The organism is Actinoallomurus rhizosphaericola, from assembly GCF_024055675.1.
GTDB classification, from domain to species: Bacteria; Actinomycetota; Actinomycetes; order Streptosporangiales; family Streptosporangiaceae; genus Actinoallomurus; species Actinoallomurus soli.
In genome coordinates this window covers 19689-35651 of sequence record NZ_JAMXMW010000004.1, presented here as the reverse complement: position 1 = coordinate 35651, position 15963 = coordinate 19689, and the positions used below count along the sequence as shown (strand labels likewise).

Annotated in this window: 18 protein-coding genes; 4 read left to right on the top strand and 14 right to left on the bottom strand. The window is 69.9% G+C overall.

Features of this window, described 5'->3' with window-relative positions; translation table 11 throughout:
* Window positions 1-9: 9 nt before the first annotated feature.
* From atpE to NE234_RS11245, 5 genes are all read right to left on the bottom strand, one after another.
* Window positions 10-255: an ATP synthase F0 subunit C gene (gene atpE / locus NE234_RS11265; RefSeq protein WP_252778879.1), complete on the bottom strand. Its 246-nt coding sequence runs from the start codon at window positions 253-255 to the stop codon at window positions 10-12.
* 67 nt (window positions 256-322) lie between these two features.
* A complete protein-coding gene (atpB, locus tag NE234_RS11260; protein WP_252778878.1) occupies window positions 323-1111 on the bottom strand; it encodes a F0F1 ATP synthase subunit A in 789 nt (262 codons plus the stop codon).
* Between the two features lie 82 nt (window positions 1112-1193).
* Window positions 1194-1412 (bottom strand): hypothetical protein, encoded by a 219-nt coding sequence (locus NE234_RS11255; protein WP_252778877.1) that lies wholly within the window; start codon window positions 1410-1412, stop codon window positions 1194-1196.
* A 60-nt stretch (window positions 1413-1472) separates the two neighbouring features.
* On the bottom strand, window positions 1473-1901 hold the full coding sequence (locus NE234_RS11250; protein WP_252778876.1) for a hypothetical protein: 429 nt from the start codon (window positions 1899-1901) through the stop codon (window positions 1473-1475).
* A 108-nt stretch (window positions 1902-2009) separates the two neighbouring features.
* Window positions 2010-3158: an MraY family glycosyltransferase gene (locus NE234_RS11245; RefSeq protein ID WP_252778875.1), complete on the bottom strand. Its 1149-nt coding sequence runs from the start codon at window positions 3156-3158 to the stop codon at window positions 2010-2012.
* A 530-nt stretch (window positions 3159-3688) separates the two neighbouring features.
* Here NE234_RS11245 and NE234_RS11240 point away from each other — a divergent pair.
* Window positions 3689-4192, top strand: a complete 504-nt coding sequence (locus NE234_RS11240) for a hypothetical protein (protein ID WP_252778874.1) — start codon at window positions 3689-3691, stop codon at window positions 4190-4192.
* A gap of 119 nt (window positions 4193-4311) precedes the next feature.
* Window positions 4312-4722, top strand: a complete 411-nt coding sequence (locus NE234_RS11235) for a hypothetical protein (protein WP_252778873.1) — start codon at window positions 4312-4314, stop codon at window positions 4720-4722.
* 343 nt (window positions 4723-5065) lie between these two features.
* Here NE234_RS11235 and NE234_RS11230 read toward each other — a convergent pair whose 3' ends face one another.
* From NE234_RS11230 to NE234_RS11190, 9 genes are all read right to left on the bottom strand, one after another.
* A complete protein-coding gene (locus tag NE234_RS11230; protein WP_252778872.1) occupies window positions 5066-5887 on the bottom strand; it encodes an L-threonylcarbamoyladenylate synthase in 822 nt (273 codons plus the stop codon).
* 163 nt (window positions 5888-6050) lie between these two features.
* Window positions 6051-6914 carry a peptide chain release factor N(5)-glutamine methyltransferase gene (gene prmC, locus NE234_RS11225; protein ID WP_252778871.1) on the bottom strand — a complete coding sequence of 288 codons (864 nt, stop codon included), beginning with the start codon at window positions 6912-6914 and terminating at the stop codon, window positions 6051-6053.
* Window positions 6911-7966, bottom strand: coding sequence for a peptide chain release factor 1 (gene prfA, locus NE234_RS11220; protein WP_252778870.1), 1056 nt, complete (start codon window positions 7964-7966; stop codon window positions 6911-6913). Before prfA ends, prmC begins: the two co-directional genes overlap by 4 nt.
* A gap of 87 nt (window positions 7967-8053) precedes the next feature.
* Window positions 8054-8281, bottom strand: coding sequence for a 50S ribosomal protein L31 (gene rpmE / locus NE234_RS11215; RefSeq protein ID WP_252778869.1), 228 nt, complete (start codon window positions 8279-8281; stop codon window positions 8054-8056).
* Between the two features lie 198 nt (window positions 8282-8479).
* The gene (locus NE234_RS11210; protein ID WP_252778868.1) at window positions 8480-9415 is read right to left on the bottom strand and encodes a PfkB family carbohydrate kinase; all 936 of its coding nucleotides are present in this window, start codon (window positions 9413-9415) and stop codon (window positions 8480-8482) included.
* Window positions 9412-10887, bottom strand: a complete 1476-nt coding sequence (locus tag NE234_RS11205; RefSeq protein WP_252778867.1) for a purine-cytosine permease family protein — start codon at window positions 10885-10887, stop codon at window positions 9412-9414. Before NE234_RS11205 ends, NE234_RS11210 begins: the two co-directional genes overlap by 4 nt.
* Before the next feature lie 39 nt (window positions 10888-10926).
* On the bottom strand, window positions 10927-11919 hold the full coding sequence (locus NE234_RS11200; protein ID WP_252778866.1) for an ADP-ribosylglycohydrolase family protein: 993 nt from the start codon (window positions 11917-11919) through the stop codon (window positions 10927-10929).
* A complete protein-coding gene (locus NE234_RS11195) occupies window positions 11916-12635 on the bottom strand; it encodes a GntR family transcriptional regulator (protein ID WP_252778865.1) in 720 nt (239 codons plus the stop codon). The genes NE234_RS11200 and NE234_RS11195 overlap by 4 nt, the downstream gene beginning before the upstream one ends.
* A gap of 135 nt (window positions 12636-12770) precedes the next feature.
* Window positions 12771-13802 (bottom strand): fatty acid desaturase family protein, encoded by a 1032-nt coding sequence (locus NE234_RS11190; protein WP_252778864.1) that lies wholly within the window; start codon window positions 13800-13802, stop codon window positions 12771-12773.
* A gap of 226 nt (window positions 13803-14028) precedes the next feature.
* Between NE234_RS11190 and NE234_RS11185 the strand changes: the two genes are divergently transcribed.
* On the top strand, window positions 14029-15294 hold the full coding sequence (locus NE234_RS11185) for a sensor histidine kinase (protein ID WP_252778863.1): 1266 nt from the start codon (window positions 14029-14031) through the stop codon (window positions 15292-15294).
* A gap of 19 nt (window positions 15295-15313) precedes the next feature.
* Complete coding sequence (locus tag NE234_RS11180) at window positions 15314-15961, top strand: LuxR C-terminal-related transcriptional regulator (RefSeq protein ID WP_252778862.1); 648 nt, start codon at window positions 15314-15316, stop codon at window positions 15959-15961.
* Window positions 15962-15963 lie beyond the last annotated feature (2 nt).

Below are 15963 nucleotides of genomic sequence, written 5' to 3'. Positions count from 1 at the left end.
GAGCCTGGCTCAGGAGGTGTAGATGAAGGGCGCGACCAGACCGATGAGGGCGAGCGCCTCGGAGAACGCGAAGCCCAGCAGCATGTTGGTCCGGATCACGCCGGTGAGCTCCGGCTGACGGGCGATCGCGTTGACGCCCTGACCGAAGACGATGCCGACGCCGATACCCGGGCCGATGGCCGACAGGCCGTACCCGATGGACTTCAGGCCCGGGTTGATGTTGACCTGCTCGGCGACGGCGGCGAGGATCTGCATTCCTTTTCCTTTTCACTCGGCCGGCGGTCCGCCCGCCGGTCATGTGGTGGGGTTGTGCGGTTGGGTCTCAGTGGTCGGCGTGCAGGCCGGCGCTGATGTAGAACGCGGCCAGCAGCGTGAAGACGTAGGCCTGCACCGCCTGGATGAACAGCTCGAAGGCCGTCATGACGATGGTGAGGATCACACCGAGCACGCCGACCCCGAAGCCGAGCGGGGTGACCTTCTCCCACAGGAAGTGGAAACCGACGGTCGCGAACAGCGCGATCAGGATGTGACCGGCGAACATGTTGGCGAACAGCCGGACCGCGTGGGTGAAGGGCCGGATGAGGAAGACCGAGACGAACTCGATCGGGATGACGATGATGTAGAGCGCTGCCGGCAGGTCAGGCGGCATCGTCGAGTTCTTGAGAAGCCCGAAGAAGCCCTGGCTCTTCACGCCGACGGTCCAGAAGGTCAGGTAGACCAGCACGGCGAGGACCATCGGGAACGCGATCCGAGAGTTCACCGGGAACTGGGCCACCGGGATGACCGACATGAGGTTGCCGATCCAGACGAAGAAGAAGAGGGGCACCAGCAGGCGCATCCACTTCTCGGTGTCCTTACCCAGGAACGGGCGGCCCATCTCATCCCGGACGAAGATGTAGGCCATCTCGCCGAGGTTCTGCACGCCACGGGGGACGAGCTTCGGCTTGGCGAACGCCGCCCAGAAGAAGGCGACGACGACGACCATCACGATCAGGCTCAGCACCATCGGTTTGGCCACGGCGACCGGGCCGATGTGGAAGAGGGGCTTCCACTGGAAGAGCCAGAGCCCAGGGGCTTCGAAGTCCTTGGCGAGGACGTGCGGCGCACTCACCCGGCGTTCCTTTCGCAGTCGTAGCTCATCAAGGCGGCAACCTTGCTGTCGTCTCGGTGGGCTACGGCTCCGCCGGACGCGCTCAGCGGCCGTAGCGGGCGTAGACCAGGTAGCCAGCGAAGACCAGGCCGAACACCAGCCCGATGGGGAACAACGCTGACAGGTGCAGCCAGCGAGCGAGCAACCAACCCGCGCCGCCATAGACCAGCATCCCAGCCACGATGGTGGCAGGCGCGGCCGACACGTCGTTGGCGAACTTGCGGTTCTCTGCTTCGCTGGGCTGACGCCCATTCCCGGTCATCGCGTCTCGGACGATAGCAGGCCACCTCCCGCGTAGTCATATTGGAGTAGTCCATCGTCATCATCCGCCCGACTTGTCCTTGTCACGCGGCCGGGGGGTGGCTCCGGCGTACGGAGTCTTGGCGTTGATCGTCGCGTTCGTCTCCGCGGCGAGCCAGACGAGCGTCAGGGCGATCACGGTCCACCCGAAGGCGTGCGCGTTCCAGGCGGTGACGCCCTTGAACGCGGCGATCAGGGCGAACACCGCGATGAACTTGATCAGAAAGCTCAGCAGGCCGGCCATCAGCATCAGTTGCTGGGAGATTTTCGTGACATAGCTGACGACGAGCACTCCCAGGGTGAAGAATGCGATGACAACCGCGGCACCGATCGCGGAGCCGAGGGCTCCCTTCGAACCGGCGAGCACCAGACCAGCGGCGATCGCCACCAGCCCGACAATGCCGGTCGGGATCGCGGCGCCGCGGAGGATCCGGGCGTCGTTGGAGTGCATGAGTGCTCCGAGGTGTTCACGGTGGGTGTTCGGTTGCCCGCTCGTGAAAGGTATCACAAGCTTCTCACTGCTCGGAATGACCTACCAAGTAATGGTAAAACCCGCAGCTCACGCGGCCTGCCGAGGACGCTTGTCCGAGGGGGTCTCCTCACCCGTCCGGTGTCGCCGTCCGTGCGGGCGTAGCTGCGGAAACGCCATCACGACCAGCGCGGCGATCGCCACCACGCTCGCGGCCGCCAGCACGAGCAGCGGCGACTTCGCCGCCGACAGCGCCACCACCCCGAACGAGAACAACGCCGTCCACAGGTACATCACCAGCGCGGCCCCCCGGTGCGAGTGGCCGAGGTTCAGCAGCCGGTGGTGCATGTGCTTCTTGTCCGGCGCGAACGGCGACCGTCCGCCGTACGTCCGGCGGACCACCGCCATCAGCATGTCGGCGTAGGGAACGACCAGGATCGCCACCGGCAGCAGCGGCAGCAGCGTCGGGAACCGGTTGATGGAGCCCTTGAGGGCCGCCGGGTCGAAGCCCGAAACAGTGATCATGGACGTGGCCAGCAGCAGCCCGATCAGCATGGACCCCGTGTCGCCCATGAAGATCCGCGCTGGACTGAAGTTGTGCGGGAGGAATCCGACGCACATGCCGGTCAGTACGGCCGCGATCAGCGCCGGGGCGCTCTGGTGGTCGAGATGCGCGACGACCGTGACCAAGTAGGCGTACACGAAGAAGGCCATCGCCGAGATGCCCACGATGCCGGCGGCCAGCCCGTCGAGGCCGTCGATGAAGTTGACCGCGTTGATGGTCGCGACCACCAGAAGAATCGTGACCGGCACGCCGTACGACGGCGGCAGGGCCAGGGTCGCGCCGGGCAGCGGGATCCACAGCAGCTGGACGCCGTTCATGATGAGCAGCCCGGCCGCCGCGACCTGACCGGCCATCTTGGTCAGCGCGTCGATCTCCCAGCGGTCGTCGGCGATGCCCACCACGACCAGCAGGCCACCGGCCGACAGCAGCCCCACCCACGTAGGGCTCTCGGTGAAGACGTCGCGCATGTGCGGTAGCCGTGAGGCCATCAGCAGTGCGGCGCACATCCCGAAGAACATCGCCAGGCCGCCGATCCGCGGCGTGGGGATGGCGTGCACGTCGCGATCACGCACGGGCGTCATCGCCTTGAAGGCGATCGCGAACTTCCGCACCAGGGGGACGAGAAGGTAGGTGACGATCGACGCCGTCAGGAACGTGAGGATGTACTCCCGCACCGCCAGCCTCCCTCCACCGTCCGCCGAGCCCGCCGTGCGGGACCCAACTCTATTCCCGATGACCAAGCGGCGATGGTCACTCCGGCGGTCCCGGGCGAGACTCGATCGACCGGTCCCGTGCAGGCCGCGGTGGCAGTGGACGCTGCCGGCGTCCGCGAGTGTGCCGATGATCACATGTCCGCCCGCGCCACCCCACCGCCCGGACACGCCCCTCTTCGGTGCCGCTACGATCATCGCCCCACTGCGGCGATGTCTCCCGCTGAGGTCAGACGCTCCAGACCCCGCGAAGGTTCGGCTCCCGGCCAGTCACCGGCGGCCTGAATGCAGGAAAGAAGGACCCTAGACCCCGCCCCCGACATTTTTCGCCGCCGACGTCAGGACACACCCCCGCCTGTCCGTTAGATGTCGGTAGGCGCCCACCGGTTCCCGTCCTTTGGCGGCCAAAAATCACCCGAAAAACCGCCACAACGGATTCTTCGGAAGTGCTACGGTCCTTGACCGTTCATTCCAACTCCGAACACGGAGGATCAATGCGTCGTTTCGCGACTCTTGTCGCCACGGGGGCCGTCGCAGCCACAGCCGCCATCGCTCTTGCCGCCGGACCGGCGAGCGCCAGCACGACGGGCAAGGCCGAGGCCCTCAAGGTCAACGGCCAGCCGCAGGTCAGCACCGCCGCTGTCGCCACGCCCCACGCCTGGGCGCTCAGCAACACGAAGTCGAACAACGAGAAATACGGTGTCGCGGGAGCCTCGGCGTCCGGCCGCTGGGGCCTCTACACCTCCAAGGGCAAGAAGAAGATCAAGGTCACCATCCACCTGATGGACACCGACACGAAGGACGGCAAGTTCGCCGGCCTTCAGATCCTCAACCCCAGCACGAAGGTGGTCCACAACTACTACGTGCCCGCCGGCTACGTCGGCGCGAATGACACGAAGTACTTCTGGGGCAAGGACGTCTACGTCCGCGAGGCGCTGGTCAACTCGAAGGGTTCCGTCGTCAAGACCGGCAAGAGCTGGAAGAAGCTGGGCAGCTGACCCTTTTTCCGCTTGACGGGCCCCGCGGCGCGGCGGGGCCCGTTCCCTTTATGTCCGACGAACTTAACAAGTGCTAGCATCGCCGCCTGACACGCCAGAAACCGATTCTGGAGGGATCAATGCGGCGAATCGCGACGGTGACCCTCGCAGCCGGCATCGTGATCACGACCCTTTCCCTGACCACGACGCCCGCGGACGCGGCGGTCGGCTTCTGGCGCACCGTCGGCATGTCCGGCGTCGACGCCTACGGGTTCTACAACACCGAGGCCGCCAAGGTGACGCTGACCTTCGACCTCAAGGACACGGAGAAGGACGGCTACAGCGCCGCGCTCCGCTTCACCTTCACCGGAACGAAGAAGCAGAAGGACGACGTACGGGTCGTCGCGCTCACGGGCGACCGGCTCCAGGACAAGTGGCAGACCGTCACGTCCACCCGGATCAAGCACATGTACGTCCAGGAGTGCCGGGGCATCTGGAGCAAGGGCAAGTTCAAGACCAAGAAGTGCGCCGCCTGGCGCCAGCACTACTGAACTTCGTCCCGTCCGCCGCCAGGCGGCCGCCCGCATGTCTCGGGTCTGCCCCGGAACCTCCATCCTGCCGCACGTCGCCTCGGCTTTGCGCGCGATGGCTACGAGGCCGCAGACCACGTTGCGGACGACCGCCGGATCTGCTGATGCCGGGAATGCGGCCCTATATCGAAGTTAAGGTGATCGGCCGTCCCTCACCCGGCATCGCCGAGAAGGGCGAGGCCTTTCAGGCGTGTCGCCGGGACTCCGCTGACGGCGACTGCGGCACCAGCGCCGAGGGTTTTTGCCGCTACAACAACGCAAACCCTCGGCGCAAAGCTCAGCGGATGGCGAGATCCGAACGGCGTCAGCGGTCGGCGGGCGGGGCGTCCTTCTCGGTGTCCGTGCGCTCCGCGGAAGCCGGGGCCTTCACGTCCGGCTCGGGCTCCGGCGGGCGGCCGTTCTGCGGGCTCTCAGGAGCCCTCTCGGCGTCCTTCCGGTTTTCGGCCGGCTCAGCGGCCGGCGGCTCCGGGGCCGGGTCGTCCTCGTCGCTGAGGAGGACGCCGCAGACCTCGCGGAGGCGCTCCTCGGGGATGGCGCCCGCGCGGAGCAGGCGCGGGACCGCGCCCGTCAGGTCGACGATCGACGAGGGCATGTCGTCGCCGCTCGGGCCGTCGTCCAGGTAGACCGAGACGGAGTCGCCCAGCTGGGTCTCCGCCTCCTCGGTCGTGCGCGACGGTGCGGCGCCGGACCGGTTGGCGCTGCTGACCGCCATCGGGCCGGTCTCCTTCAGCAGCTCCAGCGCGAGCTGGTGCAGTGGCATCCGGATCGCGACGGTGCCCTTGGTGTCACCGAGGTCCCAGGCGAGGGTGGTGTTGGCGCGGCACACGATCGTCAGCGCGCCTGGCCAGAACTCGTCGATGAGGTCCTGGCCGTACGTGCCGAGGTCGTCGACCAGCGCCTGCGCCGCCCGTACCGATCCGACGAGGACGGGAGAGGGTATGTCGCGGCCACGGCCCTTGGCGTCCAGGAGCGCGGTCACCGCGCTCGGCGTGAACGCGTCCGCGCCGATCCCATACACCGTGTCGGTGGGCAGGACCACCAGCTCACCACGGCGGACCGCTGAGACGGCGTCCGCGATCCCCTTCGTCCGCTCCAGCGGGTCCGAGCAGTCGTATCGTCGGCTCACGCCCGCCATTCTTCCACCGCCGTACGGAGACCCGGGCCGGGATCACCCGTTCCGGCCGCGGGTCGCTCGGCCACGCTCAGGCGGCCTCGATCAAGGCCACCCTGACCGTCGACGGGTCCGGAACCAGCTCCCCCGCTTCACGAAGCCCTGCGAGGTGGACGGGTCAGTCGGTGCCGAGGCGGGCGGTGACGAAGCGGTCGCGGCCGGTGAGGTCCTTGTGGTTGCGGACGTCGCGCCAGCCGAGGTCCTCGGCGAAGATCCAGTAGACGGGGTGGCCCTGGAGGTCGCTGTGCTCGACGGCGACCCAACCGCCGGGGCGCAGGAGGCGCCGGGCGGTGCGCTCGACGACGCGGATGGCGTCGAGGCCGTCGTCTCCCCCGCCCCACAGGGCCGCGGCCGGGTCGAAGTCGCGGACGTCCTCCGGGACGTACTCCCACTCCGACATGGGGATGTACGGCGGGTTGCTCACGACCAGGTCGACCGCGCCGTCGAACTCGTGCAGCGCGTCGCCGAAGTCGCCGAGATGCAGCCGGACGCGACCGCGTTCGTCGAGGTCCTCGACGTTGCGGGTGGCGTGGACGTACGCCTTGGGATCCTTCTCCACGCCGTGGACGCGGGCGCGGGGGACCTCCTGGGCGATGGACAGCGCGATCGCGGCCGAGCCGGTGCCGAGGTCGACGACGAGGGGGTCGCCGACGTCCATCTTGTGGAGGGTGTCGATGGCCCAGCCGGCGAGGACCTCGGTCTCCGGGCGGGGGACGAACACGCCCGGCCCGACCTTCAGCTCGAGGTAGCGGAAGAACGCCCGACCCGTGATGTGCTGCAGCGGCTCGCCCGCCTCACGCCGCGCGATGCCCTCCCAGTAGCGCGCGTCGAAGGCCGCGTCGGGCACGGTGTGCAGCTCGGCGCGCTTGACGCCGTGCACGAATGCCGCGAGCTCTTCGGCGTCGGCGCGCGGTGACGGAATCCCGGCGGCGGCAAGGCGTGCCGTCGCACGGGCGATCTCGTCGGACAGCAGGTGGGTCATGTGGCTTCGGCGAGTCTTTGCTCCATGTCGGCGTCGACGAGGGCCTGCGTGACGTTGTGCAGGTCTCCGTCGAGTACCTGGTCGAGGTTATATGCCTTGTAGCCCACGCGGTGGTCGGAGATGCGATTCTCCGGAAAGTTGTAGGTGCGAACCCGCTCGGAACGGTCGACGGTGCGCACCTGGCTCTTGCGTTCGGCCGACGCGGCGGCCTCGGCCTCCTCCTGGGCGACCGCCAGCATCCGGGCGCGCAGGATGCGCATGGCCTGCTCCTTGTTCTGGAGCTGGCTCTTCTCGTTCTGGCAGGACACGACGATGCCGGTGGGCAGGTGGGTGATCCGGACGGCGGAGTCGGTCGTGTTGACGCTCTGGCCGCCGGGGCCGCTGGAGCGGAAGACGTCGATGCGCAGGTCGTTCGGGTCGATCTGGACGTCGATGTCCTCGGCCTCGGGCATGACGAAGACGCCGGCGGCGCTGGTGTGGATGCGGCCCTGCGACTCGGTGGCGGGGACGCGCTGGACGCGGTGCACACCGCCCTCGTACTTCAGGCGGGCCCAGACGCCCTCCTCGGTGCCCCGGGCCTTCACGGCGACCGTGACGTCCTTGTAGCCGCCGAGGTCGGAGTGCTGGGCGTCGATGATCTCGGTCTTCCAGCCGGCACGCTCGGCGTAGCGGAGGTACATCCGGAGCAGGTCGCCGGCGAAGAGCGCGGACTCCTCGCCGCCCTCCCCCGCCTTGATTTCGAGGATGACGTCCTTGTCGTCGTTGGGGTCGCGCGGCACGAGCAGGCGCCGCAGCGTCTCCTCGAGCTCGTCGATGCGCTTGTCGAGGTCGGCCGCCTCCTGGGCGAAGGCCGGGTCCTCGGCGGCCAGCTCGCGCGCGGCGGCCGCGTCGTCCTGGGCGGCCCGCAGGTCGCGGGCGGTCTCGACGATCGGGCGCAGCTCGGCGTAGCGCTTGCCGAGCTTCCGCGCCGTCGCCTGGTCGGCGTGCACGGCCGGGTCGGCGAGCCGCGTTTCGATGTCGGCGTACTCGCCGACGAGATCGTCGAGATTCACGTCAGGTCCTCGGTCGGCCGGGTGTGTGGGCGGACAGGCGGAACGCCGGCCGGAGCAGCGTGCCTCCGGCCGGCGCGACGATCTGACCTACTTCTGGGCGCCGCCCGCGGCCTTCTTGCCGAAGCGCTTCTCGAAGCGCGCGACACGACCACCGGTGTCGAGGATCTTCTGCTTGCCCGTGTAGAACGGGTGGCAGCTCGAGCACACGTCGGCGTGGATGACGCCGTTCTGCGCGGTGCTGCGGGTCTGGAAGGTGTTCCCGCACGTGCACGTCACGGTGGTGACGACGTAGTCGGGGTGGATCTCAGGCTTCACTATCTCTCCTCGCTCCTGGTGGTCGCCGGGTCATCCCCGAGGGAGTTCGGAAATGTGAACCGGTACCACAGCGTGTTCCAGTGTGCCAGACAGGACAACATGCCGAGGCCTCCGGGCATTCCCCGGATCAGGTGTGCCGTCCGTGGCGTCCGAACCGCGGTGCCCCGCCCGCCGGGCCGGGCAGGTATGCCGTGCGCCTCATGGTGCCGAGGCGAGAAAACGATCGACGTCGTCGCGGTCGGGCGCCGTCGCCGGGCCGTGCCGCGTGACGGCGATCGCGGACGCGGCGTTGGCCCGTCGTGCGGCCGCCGCCGGCGGCAGGCCGTCCGCCAGCGCGGCGACGAACACGCCGACGTGCGCGTCACCGGCGCCGTTGCTGTCGACGGCGGCCACGTCGAACGCGGGGATGTGCCGGATGCCGTGATCGGAGGCGACGAGCAGGCAACCGTCCGGACCCATGCGGACCACCACACCGGCCCGGCCGGTGCGCTCGGCCAGGGCGGTGGCCGCCCGCTCCGGGTCGGTCTCGCCGGTCATGGTCCTGGCCTCATGGAGATTGCAGCTCCACCAGTCGGTGCGTGCGAGCACCGGCTCGAGAACGGCGGCGGGGATGTCGGCGACGAGCGGGCCTGGATCGACGACCACGGTCGCGTCGCCGGGCAGTGTGCCGAGCCAGCGTCCCAGTGCGGCGCGGTTCGCCGGGAAGACCAGCCCGTAGCCGGAGACGTAGATCGCGTCGGTCGCGCCGACGCGGATCCCGGCCAGCTGCTCGTAGGTCAAGGTGGCCTCGGCCCCGACACTGGTGGCGAACGTTCGTTCCCCGCTGCCGTCGACGAGCGCGACGTCGAAACCGGTGTCGACGCCGGTGGTCGGCTCCTGGAGGATCGAGATGCCGGCCTCCGCGAGGCGTGCGCGGGCGAGTTCGCCGAACGGCCCGCTGCCGTGCGCGCCGCCGTACGCGACCGGCAGTCGCTGGCGGGAGGCTGCGACCATGACGTTGTACCCGCCGCCGGGAGTGACCTGGCTGGAGATGGCGAGGACGTCTCCGCCGGCCCGCGGCAGCGCGGGGATGTTCATGACCAGGTCGATCAGCACGTTACCGACGTGGACCAGTCGCTCGATCCGGGCGCTCACGAGGCTGCCCCTCGCGCGGAGGGGGCCGGTTCGGTCACCCGTGCCGCGCGGGCGGATCCCCTCGCGCCGTGCAGGGCGAGGTAGAGGACGGCGGCGACGGCGAAGGCGATGAGCCAGCCCAGGCCGTTGCGGGCGGGCCAGGTCTTCGACAGCGGCCCGGCGAACCACACGTCGGTGTCGGATGTCTCGGCGACGGTGAACAGCAGGCCGGTGACGATGCCCGCGATCCACGCGACGAAGGCGGACCAGGCCACACCGCCACGGTGCCAGTAGACGCTCGCGCGGGTGGTGTCCATCAGCCCGGCGGGGTCGTAGTCGCGCCGGGTGATCATGTCCACGAGGAAGACGGCGACCCAGGAGGTGATGGCGACGGCGAGCAGTGAGATGAAGGTGATGAACGGGCCGTAGAAGTTCTTGGCGATGAGCATCAGGTAGACGCCCCCGGCCAGGGTCAGCACCACGTCGATGCCGACGGCGAGGGTACGACGGAGCCGGACACCCAGGGTGATCATCGTGAGGCCGGCCGAGTACACGGACAGGTGGTTGGACAGCAGCAGGCCGCCGAAGGCCGCGAGCAGGTACGGAACGGCCATCCAGGACGGCAGCATCGCCTGGATCGCCGCGACCGGGTCGGAGGCGGCGGCGAGCGTGTGGTCGCCGGTCGACAGCAGCCCGCCCAGCGTGATGAGGAGGAGCAGCGGGATGCCGGCCCCGGCGGAGGCGGCCGCCACGATCCGGCCGCCGGCGACCCGGCGGGGTTGATAACGGGCCATGTCGGCGCCGGCGTTCGCCCAGCCGATGCCCGTGCCGCCGGCGATGATCCCGATTCCGGCGATCACGGCGCTGGCGGGTGCGGCGTGGGCGTGGAGGACCGCGTGCCAGTGCACCTTGGTCACGAGGAACCCGGCGACGACCAGGTTGAGGGCTCCGAAGACGTACGTCGCCTGCTGCTGGATCCACACCAGGGTGGCGTGGCCGAGCCCCGACACCAGAAGAGTGAGGGCCACGAAGGCGAGCAGGCAGACGATGGTGAGCGCCCAGTTCGTCCCGACTCCGAACGCTATGTGCAGGATGGCGAGCAGTGCGTACGCGGCGGTGGTGGTGTTCACCACCTCCCAGCCGACCCGCGACAGCCAGGACACCAGCGTCGGGCCCCGGTTGCCCCGGGGGCCGAAGACGGCGCGCGACAAGGTCATGCTCGGCGCCCCGCCCCATTTTCCGGCGACGCTGATCAGGCCCACCAGGGCGAACGATCCGAAGGAGCCGATGGCGCCGACGAGCACCGCCTGCCAGATGTTCAGGCCGCGCAGGGCGACCAGGGTCGCGCCGAGCGGCAGCGCGAGGATCGAGATGTTGGCGGCGAACCACACCCAGAAGAGCTGAAGCGGGTTACCGCGGCGTTCGTCGTTCGGGACCGGTTCGATGCCGCGGGTTTCCACGGCGCCGACCTTGTTGTCGCTGGCGCTTTGCATGGGAGGACCTCTTTTGACGCTGAGAGGGGGAGGGGCGGGTCACGGGCGCAGAGCGAGAAGCCGACCCGCGAGGTCGTCGAGGGGAAGCGCGTTCACCGCGCGGATCGTGTCGATGGCGTCGCGGGGGAAGCCCGCCACGCCGTGGCACGCGCCGGCGATGGCGCCGGCGATCGCCGCGATGGTGTCGCAGTCACCGCCGAGGGACGCCGCTCGCAGACACGCCTGCCAGGGGTCGTCCGGGTACACGGCCAGGATCGCGAACGCGGCCGGTACGGATTCCTGGGTTGCCAGGCTGGTGCCGACGAGGCGGTAGATGTCGTCGGCGGCGGCCTCCGCGGGTCGGCCGGCGACGAGTTCGGTGGCCCACCGTATGCGGGAGGCGATGTCGGCGGCGGCCACCCAATGACCGCGGCGGACGCCCATGGCGGCGGCGTCCTCCGCGTGGCGGGTGGCCTCCTTCACGTCGGCGCCGTCGATTCCCGCGCTGACGGCCGCCGCGACGGCCGCCGCGCCGGCCAGCGCGACGCTCGTGTTGTGGGTCACCGAACTCGCCTCCACGACGCTGTCGACGAGCGCGGTCAGGTCGCTCCCGGCCGTGATCCCGACCGGCGCGATCCGCATGGCGGCGCCGTTGGTGTCGCCGTAGCGGCCGGCCTCCTCGACCGATGCGCCCGCGGCGACGGCTGCCACCGCGCGCTTCGTCGAGGGGCCGAGCAGGTCCAGCGACCCGCGGCGGCGCATCTCCTCCTCCCATTCGAGGAGGGAGTGGGCCAGTGCGACGGGGTCCACATGGCCGGCGCCTTCGATCAGCAGTCGTGCGAGGAGGAGGGCCTGCTCGGTGTCGTCGGTGACGGATCCGGCGGGCATGCCGGCCGCGAGAGGGTGATCGGGTGCCGCGGGGAGGAACCCGGTGAGCACGCCGTAGGTGTCCTTCACCCGCTGCCGGGAGAGCGATTGCGTCGGCATGCCGAGTGCGTCGCCGATGGCCAGGCCGTGCAGGGTTCCCCTCGCGCGCTCCTCGGGCCGCGTCACGACGCGCTCCCGAATCGCAGGTGCAGTTGGAACCGCAGAGGGTCGAGCAGGCTCTCGACGTGCTCCACGAGTTCCCCGGCCGCCGTCCAGGAGACGCGGCGGGCTCTCAGGAACCACTCACCGGGCGGACGGCCCAGCTCGGCGGCGTCGGTCTCGTCCAGGGGCCCGGCCGACACCCATTCCTCGCCGTGATCGGCGACGAGCCCGGCGGAGGTCAGGGTCGCGGTCAGCGATCCACCGATCAGCCCGTGGGCGGGCAGATCGAGGAGGCCGTCGACGCCGGGGATCCTGCTGCGCTCCAGCGACACCGCCGGTCCGTGCGTCAGCGTGCGCACGCGGTCGATGGCGAAGAACGACGGCGAGTCCACGCCCAGCCGCTCCGCGAGCTCCGGATCGTCCACTCTCTCCAGGCGGAGAAGCTTCGTCTCGGTGGACACACCTTGGTCGGCCAGTGCTCGGGCCCAGCCCAGGCGGTCGTCGAGCGGCCGCCCGTCGAAGGTGACGAACGATCCCTTTCCGGAGTGGGTGGCGATGAGGCCTTCCCTGCTCAGCTCGGTCAGTGCGGAGCGGATCGTGTTACGACTGACCGAGAACCGAGCCGCCAGCGCATGCTCGCCGGGCAGTCGGCTGCCGCGCTTCAGCCGGCCGGTACGGATCTCACGCGCGAGAGTCTCCGCGATGCTCCGGTGCTTGAGTCCGGGCACGTCATCGGCCATGTCCACCCCTGTACTGAGACCTGTTCATACATGTTCAGTGCAGGGTACGCCCGAGATGTCCGTTTCACAAGGGATCGGCCCCGCGGCCGGCCGCGCGCAGCGGCCGGCCGCAAGGCCGTTGAGAGAAGAGCCGGACTAGCGCAGCGGCGCGCCGGCGGCGTGCAGGTGGCCGAGCGCGTGGGCGTACGACTCGAACAGGCCCTCCTCGGTGTACGGGAGGCCGAGCCGCGCGCAGTGCGCCCGTACGAGGGGCTGGGCGCGACGCAGGTTCGGGCGCGGCATGCCGGGGAACAGGTGGTGCTCGATCTGGTAGTTCAGCCCGCCCAGGAACCAGTCGGTGACGAGGCCGCCGCGGACGTTGCGGGAGGTCAGGACCTGCTTGCGGAGGTGGTCCCAGCGCTCGCCCGGGCCCGGCATCGGCATGCCCTTGTGGTTCGGGGCGAACGCGGAGCCCAGGTGGACGCCGAGCGCCGCCTGGTGCACGAGGATGAAGGCGACCGCCATGCCCGGGGACATCACGCTGAAGATCAGGCCGAGGTACGCGGCGGCGTGCGCGGCCAGCAGGACCGTCTCGAGGAGCGCCGTACGCCGACGGTCCCCGCTCTCGCCGCGTGCCGCCGCGATCACCGACCGGACGCTGGAGACCTTGAGGTTGAACCCCTCCAGGAGGAGCAGCGGGAAGAACAGCCGCCCCTGGTTGCGGGTGAGCCACCGGACGAGGGCACCCTGCCGGTCCGCGGCCTGTTCGGCGGTCCAGACGAGGACTCCGACGCCGACGTCGGGGTCCTTGTCCACGTGGTTCGGGTTGGCGTGGTGCCGGTTGTGCTTGTCGGTCCACCACCCGTAGCTCAGGCCGACCGCCAGGTTCCCGATGAACAGCCCCATGAGGCGGTTCACGCGACGGGTCCCGGCGATCTGCGCGTGGCCGGCGTCGTGCCCGACGAAGTACAGCCGGGTCGTGAGGACCGCCGCGGGGACGGCCAGGGCGAGCTGCCACCAGGAGTCGCCGACGACGGCGACCAGGGCGAACACGGCGCCGTACAGCAGCAGGTCCAGGCCCACCGTTCCGGCGTAGCGGCGGGTGCGGCGGTCCAGCAGACCGGCGGCGCGCACCTCCTGGATCAACGGGGCGAAGTCGCTCCTGGGCAGGGTGGCGGTTCCGGGCATACGCAAGTCCCCTAGCGGTCGTGAAATCGGGTTGCTGACTGTCACGAGACACTAGGGACGCGCCGGTGTCGCGCCCAGCCGGTCAGCACCCTAGGGACCGGAAGGTATGCCCCCGGTAAAGAGTGGTGCTGGCACCACCATCGCGCGGTTCTCAGGCCCAGTGACCGTCATGCCGCCCCCACGGCAGGCTCGGCGGTGAATGATGGAGCCCGGAATCGGAGGGAACATGAGAATCGGTGCCGCCCCGCTCGCGGCCGTACGGGGACTCGCGCTGGCGTTGCTGGCCTTGCCGGTGTCGCTGGTGTTGTTCGTCTTCTCCGTCGTGTTCTTCGCGGTGACGTTTCCCATCGGGTTCCTGCTGTTCCCCGTGGTGATCGCCGGGGTCCGCAGCTACGCCGGCGCGCGCCGGCGGCTGGCGTACACGTGGTTCGGGGTGGAGATCAAGGATCCGTACAAGCCGAGGCCGCGGTTCCGGCGCGGCCTGAGGGGCGTCTTCCAGCGCTACCGGTGGGCCGTGGCCGACCCGGCGACCTGGCGGGACGTGCTGTGGCTGTTCGTCGACGCGACGGTGGGTTTCGTCCTCGGGCTCATCGCCTTCGTCCTCCCCCTGTACGGCCCGTACGGCTGGGTGCTGGCGGCGGGGGTCTGGAAGCCGATCGTCCGCTCCGGCGGCAGCGAGTGGTACACGTTCATCCACGTCATGGACCAGAACTCGGCCGACAACGCGGCGCTGCTCGGCGTCGTCTACACGCTGATCGGCCTGTGGCTCGCCCCGAGGCTCATGCGGACGAGCTCCCTGCTGACCCGGGGGCTGCTGGCCCCGACGCGGCAGCGGCAGCTGGAGCTGCGGGTCGCGCACCTGACGGAGTCGCGCTCCGACGCGCTGGACACCCAGGCGGCCGAGCTGCGGCGCATCGAGCGCGACCTGCACGACGGCGCGCAGGCGCGGCTGGTCGCCATGGGGATGAGCCTGGGCGCGATCGAGCACCTGATGGACCGCGATCCGGAGAAGGCCCGGCGGCTGCTCGCGGAGGCCCGCGAGTCGTCGTCCAAGGCGCTGACCGAGCTGCGCGACCTCGTGCGCGGCATCCATCCCCCGGTGCTGGCCGAGCGCGGCCTGGGCGACGCCGTACGGGCGCTGGCGATGGCCAGTCCGCTGAACACCGAGGTCTCGGTCGAGCTGCCCGGCCGGCTGGAGGCCCCGGTGGAGTCGGCGGCCTACTTCGCGGTCTCCGAGGTGCTGACCAACGCCGCCAAGCACTCCGGTGCGCGACGGGTCTGGATCGACATACGGTACGAGGACGACCGGCTGCGCATCGTGATCACCGATGACGGCCACGGCGGCGCCGACGCGTCCGGCGGCACGGGACTGCGCGGGATCGAGCGCCGGCTCGGTACATTCGACGGAGTTCTGGCCCTCAGCAGTCCGCTGGGCGGTCCGACCATGGTCACGATGGAGCTGCCGTGCGTCCTCACCGCGCCCGGGCACTGATCCCCCGACAAGGAGAGTGATGCGCGTCGTCCTCGCCGAGGACCTGTTCCTCCTGCGCGACGGGCTGATCCGGCTGCTCGAGGCGTACGGCTTCGAGATCGCCGCGGCCGTCGACAACGGTCCCGAGCTGACCCGGGCGCTGTTGACGATCAAGCCCGATGTGGCGGTCGTCGACGTACGCCTGCCGCCATCGTTCACCGACGAGGGCCTGCAGGCCGCGCTGCACGCCCGGCGGGAGATCCCCGGCCTGCCGGTGCTGGTCCTGTCCCAGCACGTGGAGCAGCTGTACGCGCGGGAGCTCCTGGCCGACGGCAGCGGCGGAGTGGGCTACCTGCTGAAGGACCGGGTGTTCGACGCGGACCAGTTCGTCGACGCGGTACGCCGGGTCGCGGGCGGCGGGACCGCCATGGACCCGCAGGTGATCTCCCAGCTGCTGGCGCGCAACGCGCGGAACGAGCCGCTCGGCGGCCTGACGCCCCGGGAGCGCGAGGTGCTGGAGCTGATGGCCGAGGGGCGGTCCAACACCGCGATCGCCCAGCGGCTCGTCATCACCGAACGCGCCGTCGCCAAGCACACGTCCAACATCTTCGGGAAGCTGAACCTGCCGCCCTCCGACGACGACAACCGCCGCGTCCTGGCCGTCCTGGCCTTCCTCGACCGGTCCTGACT